Source organism: Bradyrhizobium sp. AZCC 2262 (assembly GCF_036924535.1).
GTDB lineage: Bacteria > Pseudomonadota > Alphaproteobacteria > Rhizobiales > Xanthobacteraceae > Bradyrhizobium.
Genome location: NZ_JAZHRT010000001.1, coordinates 2,236,190 through 2,251,184 on the forward strand (window position 1 = coordinate 2,236,190; position 14,995 = coordinate 2,251,184).

Annotated in this window: 15 protein-coding genes; 4 read left to right on the plus strand and 11 right to left on the minus strand. The window is 58.7% G+C overall.

The window, feature by feature from the left end; all coding sequences use genetic code 11:
* Positions 1–1,641: 1,641 nt before the first annotated feature.
* The 5 genes from V1283_RS10545 to V1283_RS10565 all read right to left on the minus strand — a co-directional run bounded on the left by V1283_RS10545 (position 1,642) and on the right by V1283_RS10565 (position 5,285).
* A complete protein-coding gene (locus V1283_RS10545; protein ID WP_334386404.1) occupies positions 1,642–2,775 on the minus strand; it encodes a nickel/cobalt transporter in 1,134 nt (377 codons plus the stop codon).
* On the minus strand, positions 2,772–3,410 hold the full coding sequence (locus tag V1283_RS10550) for a DUF1007 family protein (protein ID WP_334386405.1): 639 nt from the start codon (positions 3,408–3,410) through the stop codon (positions 2,772–2,774). Before V1283_RS10550 ends, V1283_RS10545 begins: the two co-directional genes overlap by 4 nt.
* Before the next feature lie 159 nt (positions 3,411–3,569).
* Positions 3,570–3,956: a hypothetical protein gene (locus V1283_RS10555; RefSeq protein WP_334386406.1), complete on the minus strand. Its 387-nt coding sequence runs from the start codon at positions 3,954–3,956 to the stop codon at positions 3,570–3,572.
* Positions 3,957–4,096: 140 nt separating this feature from the next.
* The gene (locus tag V1283_RS10560) at positions 4,097–4,303 is read right to left on the minus strand and encodes a hypothetical protein (protein ID WP_334386407.1); all 207 of its coding nucleotides are present in this window, start codon (positions 4,301–4,303) and stop codon (positions 4,097–4,099) included.
* Between the two features lie 10 nt (positions 4,304–4,313).
* A complete protein-coding gene (locus V1283_RS10565; RefSeq protein ID WP_334386409.1) occupies positions 4,314–5,285 on the minus strand; it encodes a CobW family GTP-binding protein in 972 nt (323 codons plus the stop codon).
* 959 nt (positions 5,286–6,244) lie between these two features.
* Here V1283_RS10565 and V1283_RS10570 point away from each other — a divergent pair.
* The gene (locus tag V1283_RS10570) at positions 6,245–6,523 is read left to right on the plus strand and encodes a hypothetical protein (protein WP_334386410.1); all 279 of its coding nucleotides are present in this window, start codon (positions 6,245–6,247) and stop codon (positions 6,521–6,523) included.
* Between the two features lie 29 nt (positions 6,524–6,552).
* On the opposite strand, the gene V1283_RS10575 is transcribed toward V1283_RS10570, so the two are convergent.
* From V1283_RS10575 to V1283_RS10600, 6 genes are all read right to left on the minus strand, one after another.
* Positions 6,553–6,900, minus strand: coding sequence for a hypothetical protein (locus tag V1283_RS10575; protein ID WP_334386411.1), 348 nt, complete (start codon positions 6,898–6,900; stop codon positions 6,553–6,555).
* A 272-nt stretch (positions 6,901–7,172) separates the two neighbouring features.
* The gene (locus tag V1283_RS10580) at positions 7,173–7,508 is read right to left on the minus strand and encodes an antibiotic biosynthesis monooxygenase family protein (protein ID WP_334386412.1); all 336 of its coding nucleotides are present in this window, start codon (positions 7,506–7,508) and stop codon (positions 7,173–7,175) included.
* Between the two features lie 311 nt (positions 7,509–7,819).
* Complete coding sequence (locus tag V1283_RS10585) at positions 7,820–8,269, minus strand: carboxymuconolactone decarboxylase family protein (RefSeq protein ID WP_334386413.1); 450 nt, start codon at positions 8,267–8,269, stop codon at positions 7,820–7,822.
* Positions 8,270–8,421: 152 nt separating this feature from the next.
* Positions 8,422–9,039, minus strand: coding sequence for a nitroreductase family protein (locus V1283_RS10590; protein WP_334386414.1), 618 nt, complete (start codon positions 9,037–9,039; stop codon positions 8,422–8,424).
* An 81-nt stretch (positions 9,040–9,120) separates the two neighbouring features.
* Complete coding sequence (locus V1283_RS10595) at positions 9,121–10,122, minus strand: quinone oxidoreductase family protein (RefSeq protein ID WP_334386415.1); 1,002 nt, start codon at positions 10,120–10,122, stop codon at positions 9,121–9,123.
* A 138-nt stretch (positions 10,123–10,260) separates the two neighbouring features.
* The gene (locus tag V1283_RS10600) at positions 10,261–11,400 is read right to left on the minus strand and encodes a Gfo/Idh/MocA family protein (protein WP_334386416.1); all 1,140 of its coding nucleotides are present in this window, start codon (positions 11,398–11,400) and stop codon (positions 10,261–10,263) included.
* A gap of 93 nt (positions 11,401–11,493) precedes the next feature.
* Between V1283_RS10600 and V1283_RS10605 the strand changes: the two genes are divergently transcribed.
* The 3 genes from V1283_RS10605 (at position 11,494) to V1283_RS10615 (ending at position 14,877) form a co-directional block, all read left to right on the plus strand.
* The gene (locus V1283_RS10605; RefSeq protein ID WP_334386417.1) at positions 11,494–12,375 is read left to right on the plus strand and encodes a LysR family transcriptional regulator; all 882 of its coding nucleotides are present in this window, start codon (positions 11,494–11,496) and stop codon (positions 12,373–12,375) included.
* A gap of 186 nt (positions 12,376–12,561) precedes the next feature.
* Positions 12,562–13,341, plus strand: a complete 780-nt coding sequence (locus tag V1283_RS10610) for a glutathione S-transferase family protein (RefSeq protein WP_334386418.1) — start codon at positions 12,562–12,564, stop codon at positions 13,339–13,341.
* A gap of 54 nt (positions 13,342–13,395) precedes the next feature.
* On the plus strand, positions 13,396–14,877 hold the full coding sequence (locus V1283_RS10615; RefSeq protein WP_334386419.1) for an aldehyde dehydrogenase family protein: 1,482 nt from the start codon (positions 13,396–13,398) through the stop codon (positions 14,875–14,877).
* Positions 14,878–14,995: the final 118 nt, after the last annotated feature.

Here is a 14,995-nt window from a genome sequence, read left to right on the forward strand (position 1 = left end):
CGAGCGGCCATGCTGGAAAGTGACGCGACATTCCGATGGCACTGCGAGCCTCCATCCGTCGGTGTGGCGGCAGAAGGATTGCAGATCGCATTTCTTGCTCAAGAACGGTCGCGTTCAGTGGTGCAGATCGACCTAACAAGGTTCGCGTCGAGTCGACGTCATGCGAAAGAACTCTCTTTGGGGAGACACGCCGTTCCGGCGCACCTATATCCGCTCGATGGTCGATGGGGTCGAGGTGGATGATGTGAAAATCCGCATCATCGGCCGGAAGGCGGTTCTTGCGGACTTTATGATAGGCGGACGGGCTACTGCGTCCGGAGTACCAGGTTTTGTTCGCAAGTGGCGCACCCGACACGATTCGAACATGTGACCTTTGCCTTCGGAGGGCAACGCTCATTCTTCGAGCCCAATATGCACCGAAGCTTTCGCTAGCCCGCGGTTCTGATAGCGCGCGTCGCCCCGCCTGGGGGACCGCAGCTCGCAAGTTTTCTTGCTCTATCGCCTCCAAAACTACGACTGCACCTATTCTGCCCTAGGCGTGGTGAGAGCGGCTCATTATTTTGCGGCCGAAGCGAACGGGATCGGTAGAAGGGTCCAAAGCAGCACGGTACTGCGGAAGCTCATCCGGTACTGCAACGCAGTACCGAGAAGGGGTTCCGTGTTCTAAAGCGCTGGGAAGCCTTCCAAATAAGCAGTTGAAATGAAAGGAAAATGCCTCGAATGTTAGATTGAAATCTCTGTCGGCCCAAAAACAGCAACTACCTACCTAGAACGAAAAGCGAAATAACATCAATATGTTATCGCACCGATTTTGCATTGCACCCATGATGGATTGGACCGGGACTTCTCGAAAAGCGAAGCGCTATCAGTAGTTAAGTAAAGTCGCCTTCACACGTGCAGTACCAAATGCAGTACCGATCTGGTTTGGAGGCGTGCGCAGGCGATTGATGTCGCAATTTGGTGTGCATTGGGTCACCGGCGCGTAGCGCAGCGTACTACGCCAATCTGCGCGATTGTGCTCCTTCGAACGAAGGCGGCGTTCTGTCACGTTTATCGAGGTGGTGGAGGCTGCGAATATCGCTCCCGTCGTTGTCACCGTTCGCTGCTTGGGCTCAGCCGAATTTGAAAAGCTCAGCGGCGGTTCGCTACGGCTTTCGTCTCAAAAAAATGTTCGAGGCCAATCGTCGCCAGAGCTCAATTCGCTGAATGATGCCTATGCAACGGCCGCTTCTGGCGCAAAGTGGACATCCGGCAAATTGCCGATGTCGGCCAAGTGCCATAGTGTTGAAAAAGTCCCGCGACGAACGAAATTTCTCAGGGCCGCTGATGCATTTCGTGCGCGACGACGTGAGGGGCCAAATCGTTTCACACAAAAACTGCCACCGACCTTCGTATCAGCGCTGAGGAGCGTCGCAACGGTCGAGACGGCTAAGAATCAACTTTCGCGAGATTTTGGTACCCTTCGATTTTCGACTTTTTCAAAAGTATCGACCCCAACTGGACGAACGGCGCGAGCCTGAAGGCGTCGGCTCTCGAAGCTGAGCCAATCTGAGACAGCCGGTTGAGTACCAAAGGAGACGCCATAATTGCCATAAGGGGCTAGCTCTTAAGGCAGATCCGATTTGGACGATGGCATCGAGCCTACCCCGTGAACATCCAGAGTTGCTCGCTGGCCATGTAACCCGCCAGCAGCAGAATACCAAACGCGACGATGAGCGCTGCGGAGCCGACCTCGATCGCTCGCATCGTGAGCATGCCGAGGCCCGCCCGCGTCCGGGCGATGCGACTTGCTATTCCACGCGCGCTGACCGCGACGGTTGCGATTGCCGCGACCGTCACAGCCGTGCCCAATCCCATGATCAGCGTCGCACCAACTCCGGTCCAGAACAGGTCCTGGGCCAGCGCGAAGATCAGGACTATGATCGCGCCGGAGCAGGGCCGCAATCCGACCGCGACCACCGCGGCCAGCCCCCGCCGCCAGCCGTCAGCGCCGGCGAGCATGGTCGGCTCGGGCCCATGAGCGTGACCCCAAGCCGATTCATGGTGGTCATGATCGCCATGGCAATGGAAGCTGTGCACGTGAGCTGTGCATCCGTCGAGCTGGCATTGTCCGCCACGCATGGCCATCGCGCCGAACCGCCGGTCCGGCAACTGAAAGGTTTTGGCACTCAAAGTTGCGGCACCTGGAGCCGAAGCAAAAGCAAGGTCGGGCACCTGGCGGCAGGTCAGTTCGCGGCAAGCGATCAGGAAGCCGCGGCCTTTGACATAGAGAAGCCGCAGGCCGATCAGAATGACGAGAGCATAGCTTATGATCTCGATCAGATGGACGGTCAGTCCGATCGCCTTGGCGGTTGCACCAAGCAGAACCGCGGCGACGGCCACGACGATAATGGCAACGACGGATTGGATGCCCGCGGACGCAAATGACAGGACCACGCCACGGCGCCAAGTCTCTTCATTGGCAACGACGTAGGACGAGATCACGGCTTTGCCGTGCCCCGGTCCGACGGCGTGGAAAATGCCGTAGACAAAGGAGATGCCGAACAATTCCCACATCGCGGCCCCATCCTCTTTGCTCGCCCGGATGAAGCCCGACAGCGAACGGTAGAAGGCGGCCTGTTCGGCAAAAATCCAGCCCGTGAGCCCCGATGCGGACATGTCGGCTGCGGGATGGGGCGCACCAAACGGCGCGCTCCACGCCGACACGACACCCGTTACACAGGCGAAAACGATCGCCACGAGGACGATTAAGGTGACAGCACGCGATCTGGTCATGGGCACTTCACCAGGATCTTGTTCGCGAACATTTCTCCATAGGTGCTGGAGGGATCGAGCGGCACGGCGTCGAGTTGGCCGAGCCGCGCCTGCTCGGCCGGCGTCGGCTGGTGCGGCAGATCGTAGGTCGGGAGACATTGCGGCGCGCCGCTCAGGGAAACCGGCTTGTCCTTGGCGAATTCGAAATCCACGAAGATCGAGGGGTCGTAGACCTCGATCTGCATGGACTTGGCAGCGGCGGCGGATTTCAACGGCAGGGTGAAATGCAAGGTGAGGGCGGCGTTCTTGTATTCGAGCCAATAGTCGACCGCGTCTGCAAATTTCACCTTCTTGCCGTCGGCGCGCGCATAGGTGAAGTAGTCATACTCCTTCAGTGATTCCACGTTGGTCTGGGCGAGCGGGGCCAGTTCCTCCCGCGTGTACTGGCCCTTTTTGGCGTGGGAGATGCCTTGAAGCGCATAGGCTGAAAACATGTCGTCGAAAGTCCAGGCGTGGCGGACGCCCGTCATGGTGCCATCGGCGGCGTAGAGCACTTCGCTATGGAACGTGACCCAGACATGGGGGTGCGCCTCCGCGCGGTTCACAGATAGCCAGAGCAAAAGGATCGCGCAGGAGAAATACGTCGGTTTCATCATGAACTGTCCGCCGAATCGGGAGATGTGAGCACCCACAAGAAGCGGGGACGGTGGTCTTGAAAGCGCTCGGAACGTGATAGCGCACCAGGTGACGCATGCGTCTTGTGTCGAGCTACGCAAGACAAGTCCTGCAGCAAGCAGGGAAGTGGCGGTAAGGCGTCAGGTGGCCGGGGGTGCCCGTGACAGGAATGCCGCGTGACGCGGTTGAAACACCCGATCGGAAACTGGATTGAACGTAAGGTCAATCTCGGGGAATTGTAGCGAATGCGGATGTGCCGGCGCATCCGGCAGCGAAGAGTTCGACAGCAGGAAACCCGAGAAGCAGATCGGGCAGTAATCATCGTCATCGGCCAGCCGTGCCGGAAGCTGCTCCGCGACTTGCAGTCCTGGCCGACCGTGCGCGACGCTCACGACATCGGTGCGGTCGAACCCTGAAAAGACGAGATCATGCTTGTGGACATGCGCGAATGACAGCGCGAGCTGCAGCGTCAGCGCTGCCAGCGCGAGATAGGCTCCGCATCTCCGTGCGAAGGCCCGTGCCAACATCATTTTCGCGCCTGCCAAGGAGCCGTTCCCCTTCTGACGTCTGGAGCCCCGACACTATCGCCACCGGCCGAACGCGCGCATGGCCGCCTTGCATTGGCGATCACCCTGCAATGGACAAGGAAAATATGGCGATCGAGGGGCTATGAGCGCCCCGCCATCCGGACGTTTCCTTTCGAGGGAGCGGGCCCTTTCAGCCTGGTTGCGTCATCCTTGCCGCGTCGATCATCCGGCCGCTCGCCGACCGCATCGGTCGGAGGAAAGATGCTGTCATATATCGCGCGCGCTTCGCGAATTAAGCGAATCCGCTCAAGCTCGGATTTCGGAACAAATCCTGCGATCTCGCCCATCTCATTTCCCTCAGGCGCAGCAAGCCTCAAACCCCTGCCTTAGCAGGTCCTTTGGCAGGTCGCGCCCGATGAAGACAAGCCGTGTCTGGCGCGCCTCGTGCTCCTTCCAGGGACGCTGACTTCCGCCCTCAATGAGCATGTGAACGCTCTGAACGACAAACTGCCGATCGTCATCCTCTATGGATGCGATACCCTTCATGCGCAGGATGTCCGTCCCATGGCGTTGGGTGACATCTTGTATCCATGACACGAACCTGTTGGGTTTCATCGGTCGATCCGCCACCAGGGACAGGCTGCCGATCCTGTCGTCGTGTTCGTGGTCGTGTTCTTCCGTGAGGAATCCCGGCTCGACTTCGAGGATGCGCTCGAGATTAAAGGCGTCTCGCCCCAATACCTTGGCGAGGTCGATACCACAGCGCTCCGTTCTGTGAATCGTCGCATATGGATTGATGTTTCGGATACGACGTTCGACCGTTGCGAGGCTGCCCTCATCGACAAGATCGACCTTGTTGATGAGAACGACATCGGCGAACGCGAGTTGTTCCTGCGCTTCCGGGGCCCGGTTGATCTGTTCGAGGAGATGCCTGGCATCCGTGACGGTGATGATGGCGTCGAGCTTCGTCTTGCGGCGGACGTCCTCATCGACAAAGAACGTCTGCGCCACCGGCGCGGGATCTGCGAGTCCAGTAGTCTCGACGACAATGCCGTCGAAACCGTGGCTGCGCCGCATCAGCCCCGCGATGATGCGAATAAGGTCGCCGCGAACCGTGCAGCAGATGCAGCCGTTGTTCATCTCGAAAATCTCTTCGTCCGTGTCGACGATGAGATCGTTGTCGATACCGATTTCTCCGAATTCGTTCACGATCACGGCAAACCGCTTGCCATGCGTCTCGGAGAGAATGCGGTTTAGCAACGTCGTCTTCCCGGACCCGAGATAACCGGTCAGAACCGTGACGGGAATCTGTGTCGCAGCATTGGGCATGGCATTATTTCCTCTTCGCACTTCGTGGGCAGCGGCGCTTTTGCGCCATGGCGTCGGGAACGCCCATCCGCGGATGGCTGGTTTCGTCCCCGCTATCCAGTCATATTGTAATGTTATAACATTACATGTAACCCTGAGAGATGCAAGGAAAGAAGCGGTCAGCTACCGCCAGATGCAGGAAAAGCGGGCCAGTTATCTGGGCCAACATGCGAGCGATACGAGTCGATGTTCAAAAGATCCCGAACGCGGAATTGATCGACGTCGGATGGCACCGCACCGAGCTGACCCGGCGGCGAACTTGCTAATGTAGACCTTGGTTGTTTCGGCAATCGGCCCCAGCAACCTGATGCAGAAGGAGTGTCGAATGACAGTCCGAACCTTATTGTTGGCTCATTGCCTTCTACTTTGCAGTGAACTGGCGGCTGTTTCCAAAGGCAGCGCCGTAAATAAGAACGATCCCTGGGATCTTCATCACATAGACGATCTGCCCGCTGAAATCCGACAATACGTCGCTGGAATCTGCAAGGGTCCGCCCAGCGCTCAGCATGATTTTGCAACCTACTCTCCGCACGAGAAGCGCTGGCGCATAAATCTGGAATATCTTCGATGCGATGGTTTGGGCGAATATCGTCGAGGAAATCAATGTCTAGACGTTGACTTCGTTGCCGTGGGCTCGCGTTTTCGACTCGTCAGAAAACAGTATGCAGACTGCGGATTTTAAATCTCAGCCGGGACGATAAAGCTTCCGATCAATCACAGCTAGATCGCGACGGGTTGGAGCTTCAATTTCGCAGAATGAGCGTTATGGAAGGACCGCTCATGGCGCGAAGCAGACGCAAACTATCGACGTCGGTTAGGTGCCAAAAGCAGGCCATGCACCGCAGCAAACAACATGGTGCTACTTCCGACGAAAAACACGGTAGATTGAAGTAGCCACGTGCTCGCGAATCGGAGGGGCCATGTCAACACAGCGCCGAAGAGGCTTGCAGGGTGCGGGTCCAGCGAAGCGACCAACCGTCGATAAATATCCTGCTCGGCGGTTTCCGATTCAACATGAAATTCAGAAATTGGAAGAAGAACTGAATGCGTTCAACGAACGGATCGCAGAATTGGAAGATGAAGGTCACCGGGGTCATGCGATGAAAGTGTTGAAGGCAAATGCGATAGATCTTGCGCGACGGATCGACGAACTTCGCAGCTTGCTAGTCGAACCCACAAAGAGAGGTCGGTCGCCGTAGGCTGCTCTAACTAAGCGACGCCCTCAGGCTCAGTTTGTTCTTAGACCTTTCTCGTGAGCTTTTAGCGCGGCAGTCATCAGCTTCGGCAGGCTCCTGGCATAGGTCTCAATGAATGCCGCATCGCCGCACGCCTGAGGGGCGCGGGCGGCCTGCTCGGCGATGCGAGCGGCCTTTGCCTCGCACTTCGCGAATATGTGCCAAAACCATTCCGGCTTTTTATCCATCGCATGCTTATGCCTCTTAAGGACTGCGGCCCCAACGGCGCTCATCGCACTTACAGCACCCGCGCTCAGAGAACTGAGGGCTTGCGGGCTAATGATATCTTCGCGCGCGCGCGCGGGGCCGGTGGTTGCGGTTGCTCGAGCTTTGGTCGGCATGATCGGCTCCTGATGCGCTCCATCGATTGCACCGAGCATCAGCCCGCGAAGTTGAGGAACACTCAATTTAAATAGGTTGCGAACCGCTTTGGATTTCGCTCCGTTTTATGTATCTTTTTAGATTTTCCGAAGGCTTGCTTCAAAGCAGTGCAGGCGCAAGACGCGTTTCGATTCAGTGCCACACCTTACGATAAACATGCACTGCAAGATTCCATTGCATTCGATTTACGAATGACTGCTGTTCGCGCAAAGCGGACAAAACCGTAGTCGCTTCAATTCGGCTCGCCGGCGGGTATGAAGGTTCGCACGACTTCGTAGACGCCGGGTTCAAACTTGGCGATCGTGAGCGCTTCGTGAAGAAACGGAAGTGGGGCAGGGTCCTGACGCATCGCTAGATAATCGTCAATGCTCCGCCATTGTGCATACATCGTGACCTTTGTCCCGTCAGTGCTGCGATGGAGGCTGGCAGAAACAAAGCCCGGTGCCCGACGCACTGAAACCTCCGTGGCTTCGGTTAGAAGTTCAACGAGCCGTCGCTGGTTGGCCGGTTCAACCGTGAACACATTGATCAGGGTCATTACATCGCTTTTCGCGGAAATCGTGGTCATAGTGCCGCTTCCTTCAGAGAGGGTCGAGATAAGGCCGGAGCTACACTGATGCCGCGCTCCTGCGACAGGACGAAGAGGAGCGCGAGCGCGGGTACGACGGCGGCGGCAAACGGGATCGCGCTCGCTCGGAGTGAGTTGTCGACGATGGCTCCGCCGATCAATCTGCCGAGCGCGTTCCCGATCCACGTTCCCAAGGGAACACCGAGCACGTTCGCACGTAAGCACTTCCCGTCTTGGGCCTGAGCTGAGGCTCCGTGCGAAACCAGCCTCGGTCGCCGGATAGGCGGCCCGTCGGCGTGCTTCGTTCACATTCAAATAGCTGCCTTGGGTGGGTTGCGGAATCCGATCGCCAGCCGGTTATAGGCATTCATTAGTCCGATCGCGATCGTCAGATCGGCCAGTTCCTTTTCAGAGAACGCCTCCGACGCAGACTCGAATTCGTCATCCGGTATTGCGGTGTCCGCGACGCGCGTGACTGTTTCAGCCCAAGCCAGAGCCGCACGTTCGCGTGAGTCGAACAGGGAGCCTGCCTCGCGCCAGGCAGGGATGAGCACCAGCTTTTCGACGGCCAAGCCTCCCTTAAGTAGGTCGCGAGAATGCATGTCGATGCAATAGGCACAGCCGTTGATCTGCGAGACGCGAAGATAGACTTGATTGACGAGTTGAACGGGCAAATTCGATTGCGTGATATAGGCGTAAACGCCGCCAAGGGCCTTTACGCCGACCGGAGCAATGGTGGTGTAGTTCAAACGTTGGGTCATGGGACATTCCTAAGGTCGGGTTGGATAACGCCAGCGTTTAGGCCGGACCAACCGGTTCTGGCGGGCGGATGACTGGGCGGATTCACCAGACAACCGATCTCCCGAGAGTTCGACGAGCTGGTGTGAAACGCGACCGGCGCTGCTCAGAAGAGTTACGCGAACGCGAGCACGTCCGAAATCGGCCGACGCGGCTTCTGCGGCCAATTCGCCTCCGTCGGATAGCCGACGGCAACGAGGAGTGCCGGGACCTCATTATCGCTGAGACTAAACTCACGTGACACGCCGACCGGATCAAACCCGATCATCGGCGTAGTGCCCAGACCCATTGCCTGCGCGGCGTGAATCAGTCCGCTTGCGCCAAAGGTCGCCGATCGAATTGCCTCATCGCGCTGGGTCTGAGGCTTCTCGAAGTAAAGCGAATTTGCTGCGGCTTCCCAGCCCGGCACCATCTCGACAGGCATGAAACCTGCCGCAACCGACCCCGCCAGTCGATCAGCCATTACGTCAGCCACGGCCAGTTCGCCGACCATGATGAAAGTGACGGCAGCTTCGGTAACCTTGGGCTGATCAGCCGCAACCGCCCGCAGCCTTGCTTTGGCTTCCGGCGACCGCACCGCTATAAAGCGCCAATTCTGCAGGTGGAACGCGGTCGGGGAAAACGTCGCCAAGCGCACCAGTTCGTGAATTTCGTCGTCGGGAATGCTTTTCGACGCATCGTAAAGGTTGGTGGTTTTCTGGCGCTCGATCGCTTCAATCACAGAAGTATTCATCGCGTTATTCCTTTAGTTGAGCATTGTTTTCGTGGATCGGGGCCGCGGGCGTCTCCGGACGTCGCGGCGCATGAGATTTGATCAAGGGAGGTCGGCGGCCGTGACACGCAGCACTGCCGCGCCGGCGGTTCGGCGCTCTTCGAGATCGTGGTGAGCCTCGATCAGCTGGCTGAACGGATAAAGATTGCTGGGATCGACCTTGAGAATTCCCGTCGCGATTGCGTCGAATAGGTCGGCTGCGGCGATCGCCAGATCTTCTGCAGTGGACGTATAGTGAGGGAGAATGGGCCACGTCAGATAAAGCGCGCGTGGTGCCAACTCGAATGGGTCCACCGGTTCCGGGAACCCAGACGCCTTCCCGAATTGCACAAGCGTTCCGCGCGGCCTGAGAACTGCCAGCGACCCACGGAACGTGTCCGCCCCGACGGAGTCGAAAACAGCTGCCACACCATTGCCTGCGGTGAACGTGAGCGCTTCGGCGACGAAGTCTTCGGAGGAATAATTGATGACGTGGTCGCAGCCGGCATGACGTGCAAGCTTCGCCTTAGCGTCGCTGGACACTGTGCCGATCACCTTTAGGCCAAGTGCTTTCGCCCATTGAACGAAAATCTGGCCTACACCGCCCGCTGCTGCATGATACAGAACGGTGTCACCGGGTCGGAGCTCGAGCACCTCTTTGAGCAGATAGCGAGCGGTCAGCCCCTTTAGAAAGGCACTAGCTGCCTGGTCGTCAGAAACACCTGCCGGAATGCGGACGAGCCGGTCTGCGGGATGCAAGCGGGCCGTAGCGTAGGCGCCAAATGCGATATCGCCATAGACGACGCGGTCACCCACGCTGACGTTCTTGACGTTTTTGCCAACGGCTTCGACTACCCCGGCGGCCTCGTCGCCGATGATCGCTGGAAAGGCAGGGACCGGAAGAGTACCTCTACGATAATAAACGTCGACGAAGTTGAGACCTATGACGGTGTTGCGGATCAATGCTTCATCGTCGCCCGGCTCACCCACGACGATGTCCTCGAACCTCAGGACTTCGGGAGGACCATATTCGTGAATACGGGCGACTCTCGCGGTGGTTGGCATGACATTTCGCCTTTCAAAGCGCCAGTGATCATCGTTCGCCTGCTCGCAGAGCGGCGCGAATGTTACCTGGCAGTTGGTGGAGGATGGTCGCGGCCGGTGTGAATCTGCCCCAAGGCGGAGCACCGGCCGCGGCAGCGTCTAAAGCTTGATGCGATGTCCGCTGGCTGACGAGACCGCTGCCTGTTCAAGCAGCCGCTGCATGAAGAGGGCGTCCTCGAAGCTGGGCACGGTTCGCGAGCCGCTTGCGAGATCGCGGGCATGAACCTCGAAGAGATCGGCGAGCTCCAGCACGCCGCTAGGAAGATCAGAGGGTGGCAACCAGTTGTACGATGCGGGCACGGCGAGTGGCGCCATCCTGGTGTCCGCTACGCGGGCACCGAATAGATTATATTCTTCGCCCACGTCCCCGAATGCCGAGGTGTTGGTGATCTGCAAGTCACCATCATCACCCGTGATATCGATCTGAACGCCAGTGCCATGATGCTTCCCGCCCTCGATATGAACGGCGAACACGGCTCCGCTTGCGAGGATGCCTTGCAGCAGCAATTGATCCGGAACCTTCGTGCTGATCTCCTCGCCCGTTTCGACGATTGTGATTTCCGGCCACTGGTTGACGGAAACGGCCGAGATCTCAGTCGGACGGCCTACGATCGAGAACAGCGGGTCCATCAAGTGCGCGCCGAAAATTGAGGTAACGCCCATGAAATTTTCGGGGAAGGCGCTCCAACGAAGCGCCTTGCTGCGATTTTTGCCGAAACCGCTCACCGTCACATGCATCCTGACCGAGCGCACACGACCGACGTAGCCATCGCCGAGAAGATCCTTCAGATAGCGCAGCCCTGGCGCGAACCGGCGTTGGGTGCCGAGAATGGTTTGCACACCAGCTTTTGCCGCAAGGTCGACCAGTTCAGCCGAGGTCTTCGAGTCCGGCGTCAAGGGCCACTCGCAGTACACGGTCTTCCCCGCAGCGATCGCTGCGCGTACCGCTTCCTCGTGCTGCGGACCTGTCGTGAGCACGAGGACGATGTCGACGTCTGGATGGCGAACCAATTCATCGATCGATCCGACGACATGCCTGATACCGAAGGTGTCCGCAGCAGACTGCGCGGCGTCGCGACGCTGGCTGTAGACAGCCGCCATTTCATATTGCGGCATAAGGCTGAGCACGCGAACGGGGCCGTTCAAGGCCCAGTTTCCGACGCCGATCAGGCCAACACGGATGATCGTGTGGTTGGCAGAGGGGGCACGGCTGTCGGCTTTCGTCGATGAGGTGGACATGGGCTTCTCCTGCTTGTTGAAGCCAATATCGATTGCTTTTGTCTCGTTGATAATTAGGCTATTCTCGATTGGACCTTTCGGGATTTGCGAGAAATGGACACCCTGGAAGCCCTCCGCCTGTACGTAACGATAGCTGAGACCGGCAGCTTTTCAGCCGCCGCCCGCCAAGTGTCTGTTTCGACCTCAACGGTGACGGTCGCGCTTCAGCAGTTGGAAGAGCAGGCGCGTGTTAGTCTGATCACGCGATCGACCCGCAGATTGAGCTTCACGTTCGAAGGGCGACGTTTTCTCGCCGATGCCAGAAAGCTCTTGGCAGACTGGGACGCATCCATCGCCGGGGTTCAGGATGGGCCCTTGCGCGGCCCAATCCGGATGACGGCCACGCAACATTTTGGCCGGACCGAGGTAGCGCCGCTGATCGATCGCTTCCTCGACTTACACCCCGCCGTACAAATTGCGCTGCACTTGTCCGATGGTGTCGTCGATCTCGTGGAGCAGGACATTGACCTGGCACTCCGCAATGGCCCCTTGGCGGATTCGGCTCTCAAGGCTCGACTGATGCTTCGAGGGCGCCGCGTGGTGTGCGCCGCGCCATCCTATTGGGCAAACCATGCTGCACCCAATCACCCAGACGACCTGGCCGCGCACAATTGCCTCGTCCACCCGCGCCCTGGATCGACCTTTTCTTCGTGGTCGTTCACCGTTGAGGGACGACCGGTTACGGTTCGTGTTGCGGGCAATCGCGTTGCCAACGATGGCGGCGTTCTTCGCCAATGGGCGCTCGACGGCCACGGCGTCGTCATGCGAAACGATTTGGATATCCGCAAGGAGCTTGCCTCTGGCGCACTTGTCACCGCTCTCGACACGTTCGTGACTTCCAACGCCAATCTGTACGCGGTCACCGCAGGCAGCGTCTCCAGTCAGCGTGTGCGAATGTTCATCGATTTCCTGGCGAAGAATCTGGTCGCGGACTGACCTTTCCGGTGCCGCTTTAACGACATTGCTCGCAAATCCCGAAAAGTCCTGTCGACATTCATCCGATTATCATCGTCTCGACAATGCGCGATATCCCGCGTGCACCAGAAACGACGGGCGGAGCCGCTGCCTTCGGTCTGGTCTGCTCACGGCTGTGAGCGTGAATCGAGATGAAGGACGCCCGTGATGAAAAAGATCCCTGTCTATGTGAACCCGTACGATAAGGTCCATTTTGGACCGTCGACTGTCATGACTCTGCACCGCTTCGGCATTTTCGATCCCGACGTCGCGCGCAGGGTCCCGACGCTGTCGCCTTTTTCTGCGAAGCTGACAGCTCATCTTCGTTCCCAAGCAATCCCCTTCGAACCCGTCGCCGAGCAGGGCGTTGGCAATGCGCCGCGTGGAAAGGTGCCTTTCATCACGGTCGATGGCGTGAAAGTCGCCGATTCCGACCTGGTCATCGGCTTTCTGAAGACCGCCTTTCCAGATCCCGACGCCGGTTTGAGCGACCATCAGCGCGCTGTCGGCCACCTCGTCCAGCGTACGCTGGAGGACCACCTCTATTGGATCGCGCTGATCTACGAGTTCTATGATCAAGAAGGTTCGGACTGGTTCTTCGAGCATGCCTTCGGCGGAATGGGCCCCGGCCTTCAGGGGCTGCGGGACGACATGGAAGACCGCACCTACAAGCAGGGCATCGCGCGTTATACGCCCGACGAAATCGTGGACAAGGCGTCCAAGGACCTCGCGGCCGTCGCCGAAATTCTGGGCGAAAATCGGTATCTTCTCGGGACCGACCGGCCGACGTCTTTTGACGCGGTCGTCTTCGGAATGACCATCCTGGTCTATCAGCTCCGCGAGATGCATCCCAGGCTGACCGACTACGCCCGAAGCCTCCCGAACCTCACACAGTACATCGGCAATTTCCTTACCGAGTTCTTCCCCGACCTCGATCGCGACTTCTAGGTCTATTGCCTAGAGTTTGCGGAGTCCTGGCTTTTATTTGAAGGAAACACGCTCATGGTCCAGCAATCCGTTCCGGCTGACTCTGTGTCAGCGCTTCGCGAGAGTGCTCTCGCTGCCGCCAGCGTCCGCGGCATTTTTACAAACCTGATCGACGGAAAGAGTGTCGGTGCTCGCAACACCCTGGATGTTCTTGATCCCGCCACCGGCGAGCTGCTCGCCAGAGTGCCCGACATTGAGCACGACGGAATGGATGCAGCGTTCGCGGCCGCCCGCCGAGCCTTTTCCTCGTGGAGCAAACTGACCTGGGAGGCGCGACGATCGATCCTCGAGAAGGCGTTCGAGAATGTCAAAGCGCATCGTGAAGAGCTCGTCACCCTCCTCATGGCCGAGGGGGGGCGCCCGAGAAGCCTGGCCTTGTGGGAAGTCGCGGCTGTTTTGGATGACTTCGCGCCGGGCGTTCTCGCGCAAAGCCTGCCCGACGTGGAAACCACCCAACCGGGCGTTGGCCGGGTCACCCGGCACTATGCGCCCCTCGGCGTCGTGGCGGCCATCAGTCCCTGGAATCTCCCGTTACTTCTGTCGTACGACAAGGTCGTTCCCGCCCTGATCGCGGGCAACACAGTCGTCCTGAAGCCGTCTTTCTACACACCGCTGACCGTGTTGCGCGTCGCGGAACTGGTGCGGGACATTCTCCCCGCCGGCATCCTGAACGTGGTGACTGGAGGCGACAATGTCGGCCCCTGGATGACGTCCCACCCCGAAGCCGACAAGATCTCGTTCACGGGCTCCACGCAGACCGGCCGGCGGGTTTTCGAGTCCGCCTCCCAGACGCTGAAGCACCTGACCCTCGAGTTGGGCGGCAATGACGCCGGGATTGTGCTGCCGGACGTCGACGTTGATGCGGCGATCGCTCCCATTTTCTGGGGGATGTTCTTGGTAAACGGTCAGGGTTGCATCACCATCAAGCGGCTGTTGGTGCATGAAAGCCGCTACGACGAAGTGGCCGCGGCGCTCTCGAAATTTGCCGCCGAGCAAGTCCTGGGCGATGGATTCGATCCCGCCACCACGATCGGCCCCATCCAAAACCGGGCGCAACTTCTGCGGCTGCAGGCGACCTGGGCGGCCATTCAAAAAGATGGCGTCGCCGTTCTTTACCGCGGCGATGAGATCGAAGGGAAAGGCAACTTCTTTCCAGTCACGATCCTCGACAACCCGTCCCCCCACGCCGACTACGTGAAGCTCGAAAACTTCGGTCCTCTTAGGTCGCTGATCAAGTACGGCACCATCGACGAGGCGATCGAGATCGCCAATTCCACAGACTACGGGCTTGGGGGATCGGTTTGGGGCCGCGACCAGGCCGAGCTGGATGCGGTCGCTCATCGGATGGAGGCCGGGACCGTTTGGATCAACCAGCACTTGGTCGTAAATCCGAACGTGCCGTTCGGCGGTAACAAGGACTCGGGCTTTGGCGTGCAGTATGGCGCCGAAGGCCTGAAGGAATATTGTTACTTGCGCGTGATTTCAGCCAAGACCTGAGGTCCATATCTGCGATTTGGCGTGAACTGCAACCGTCCTATCGGTTCACGCCAACGCCAAATCCCGCCCTATTTCAGCCGTCCCTCGCGCCAGCAATTGAAGCGGCCGGGAGATCAAC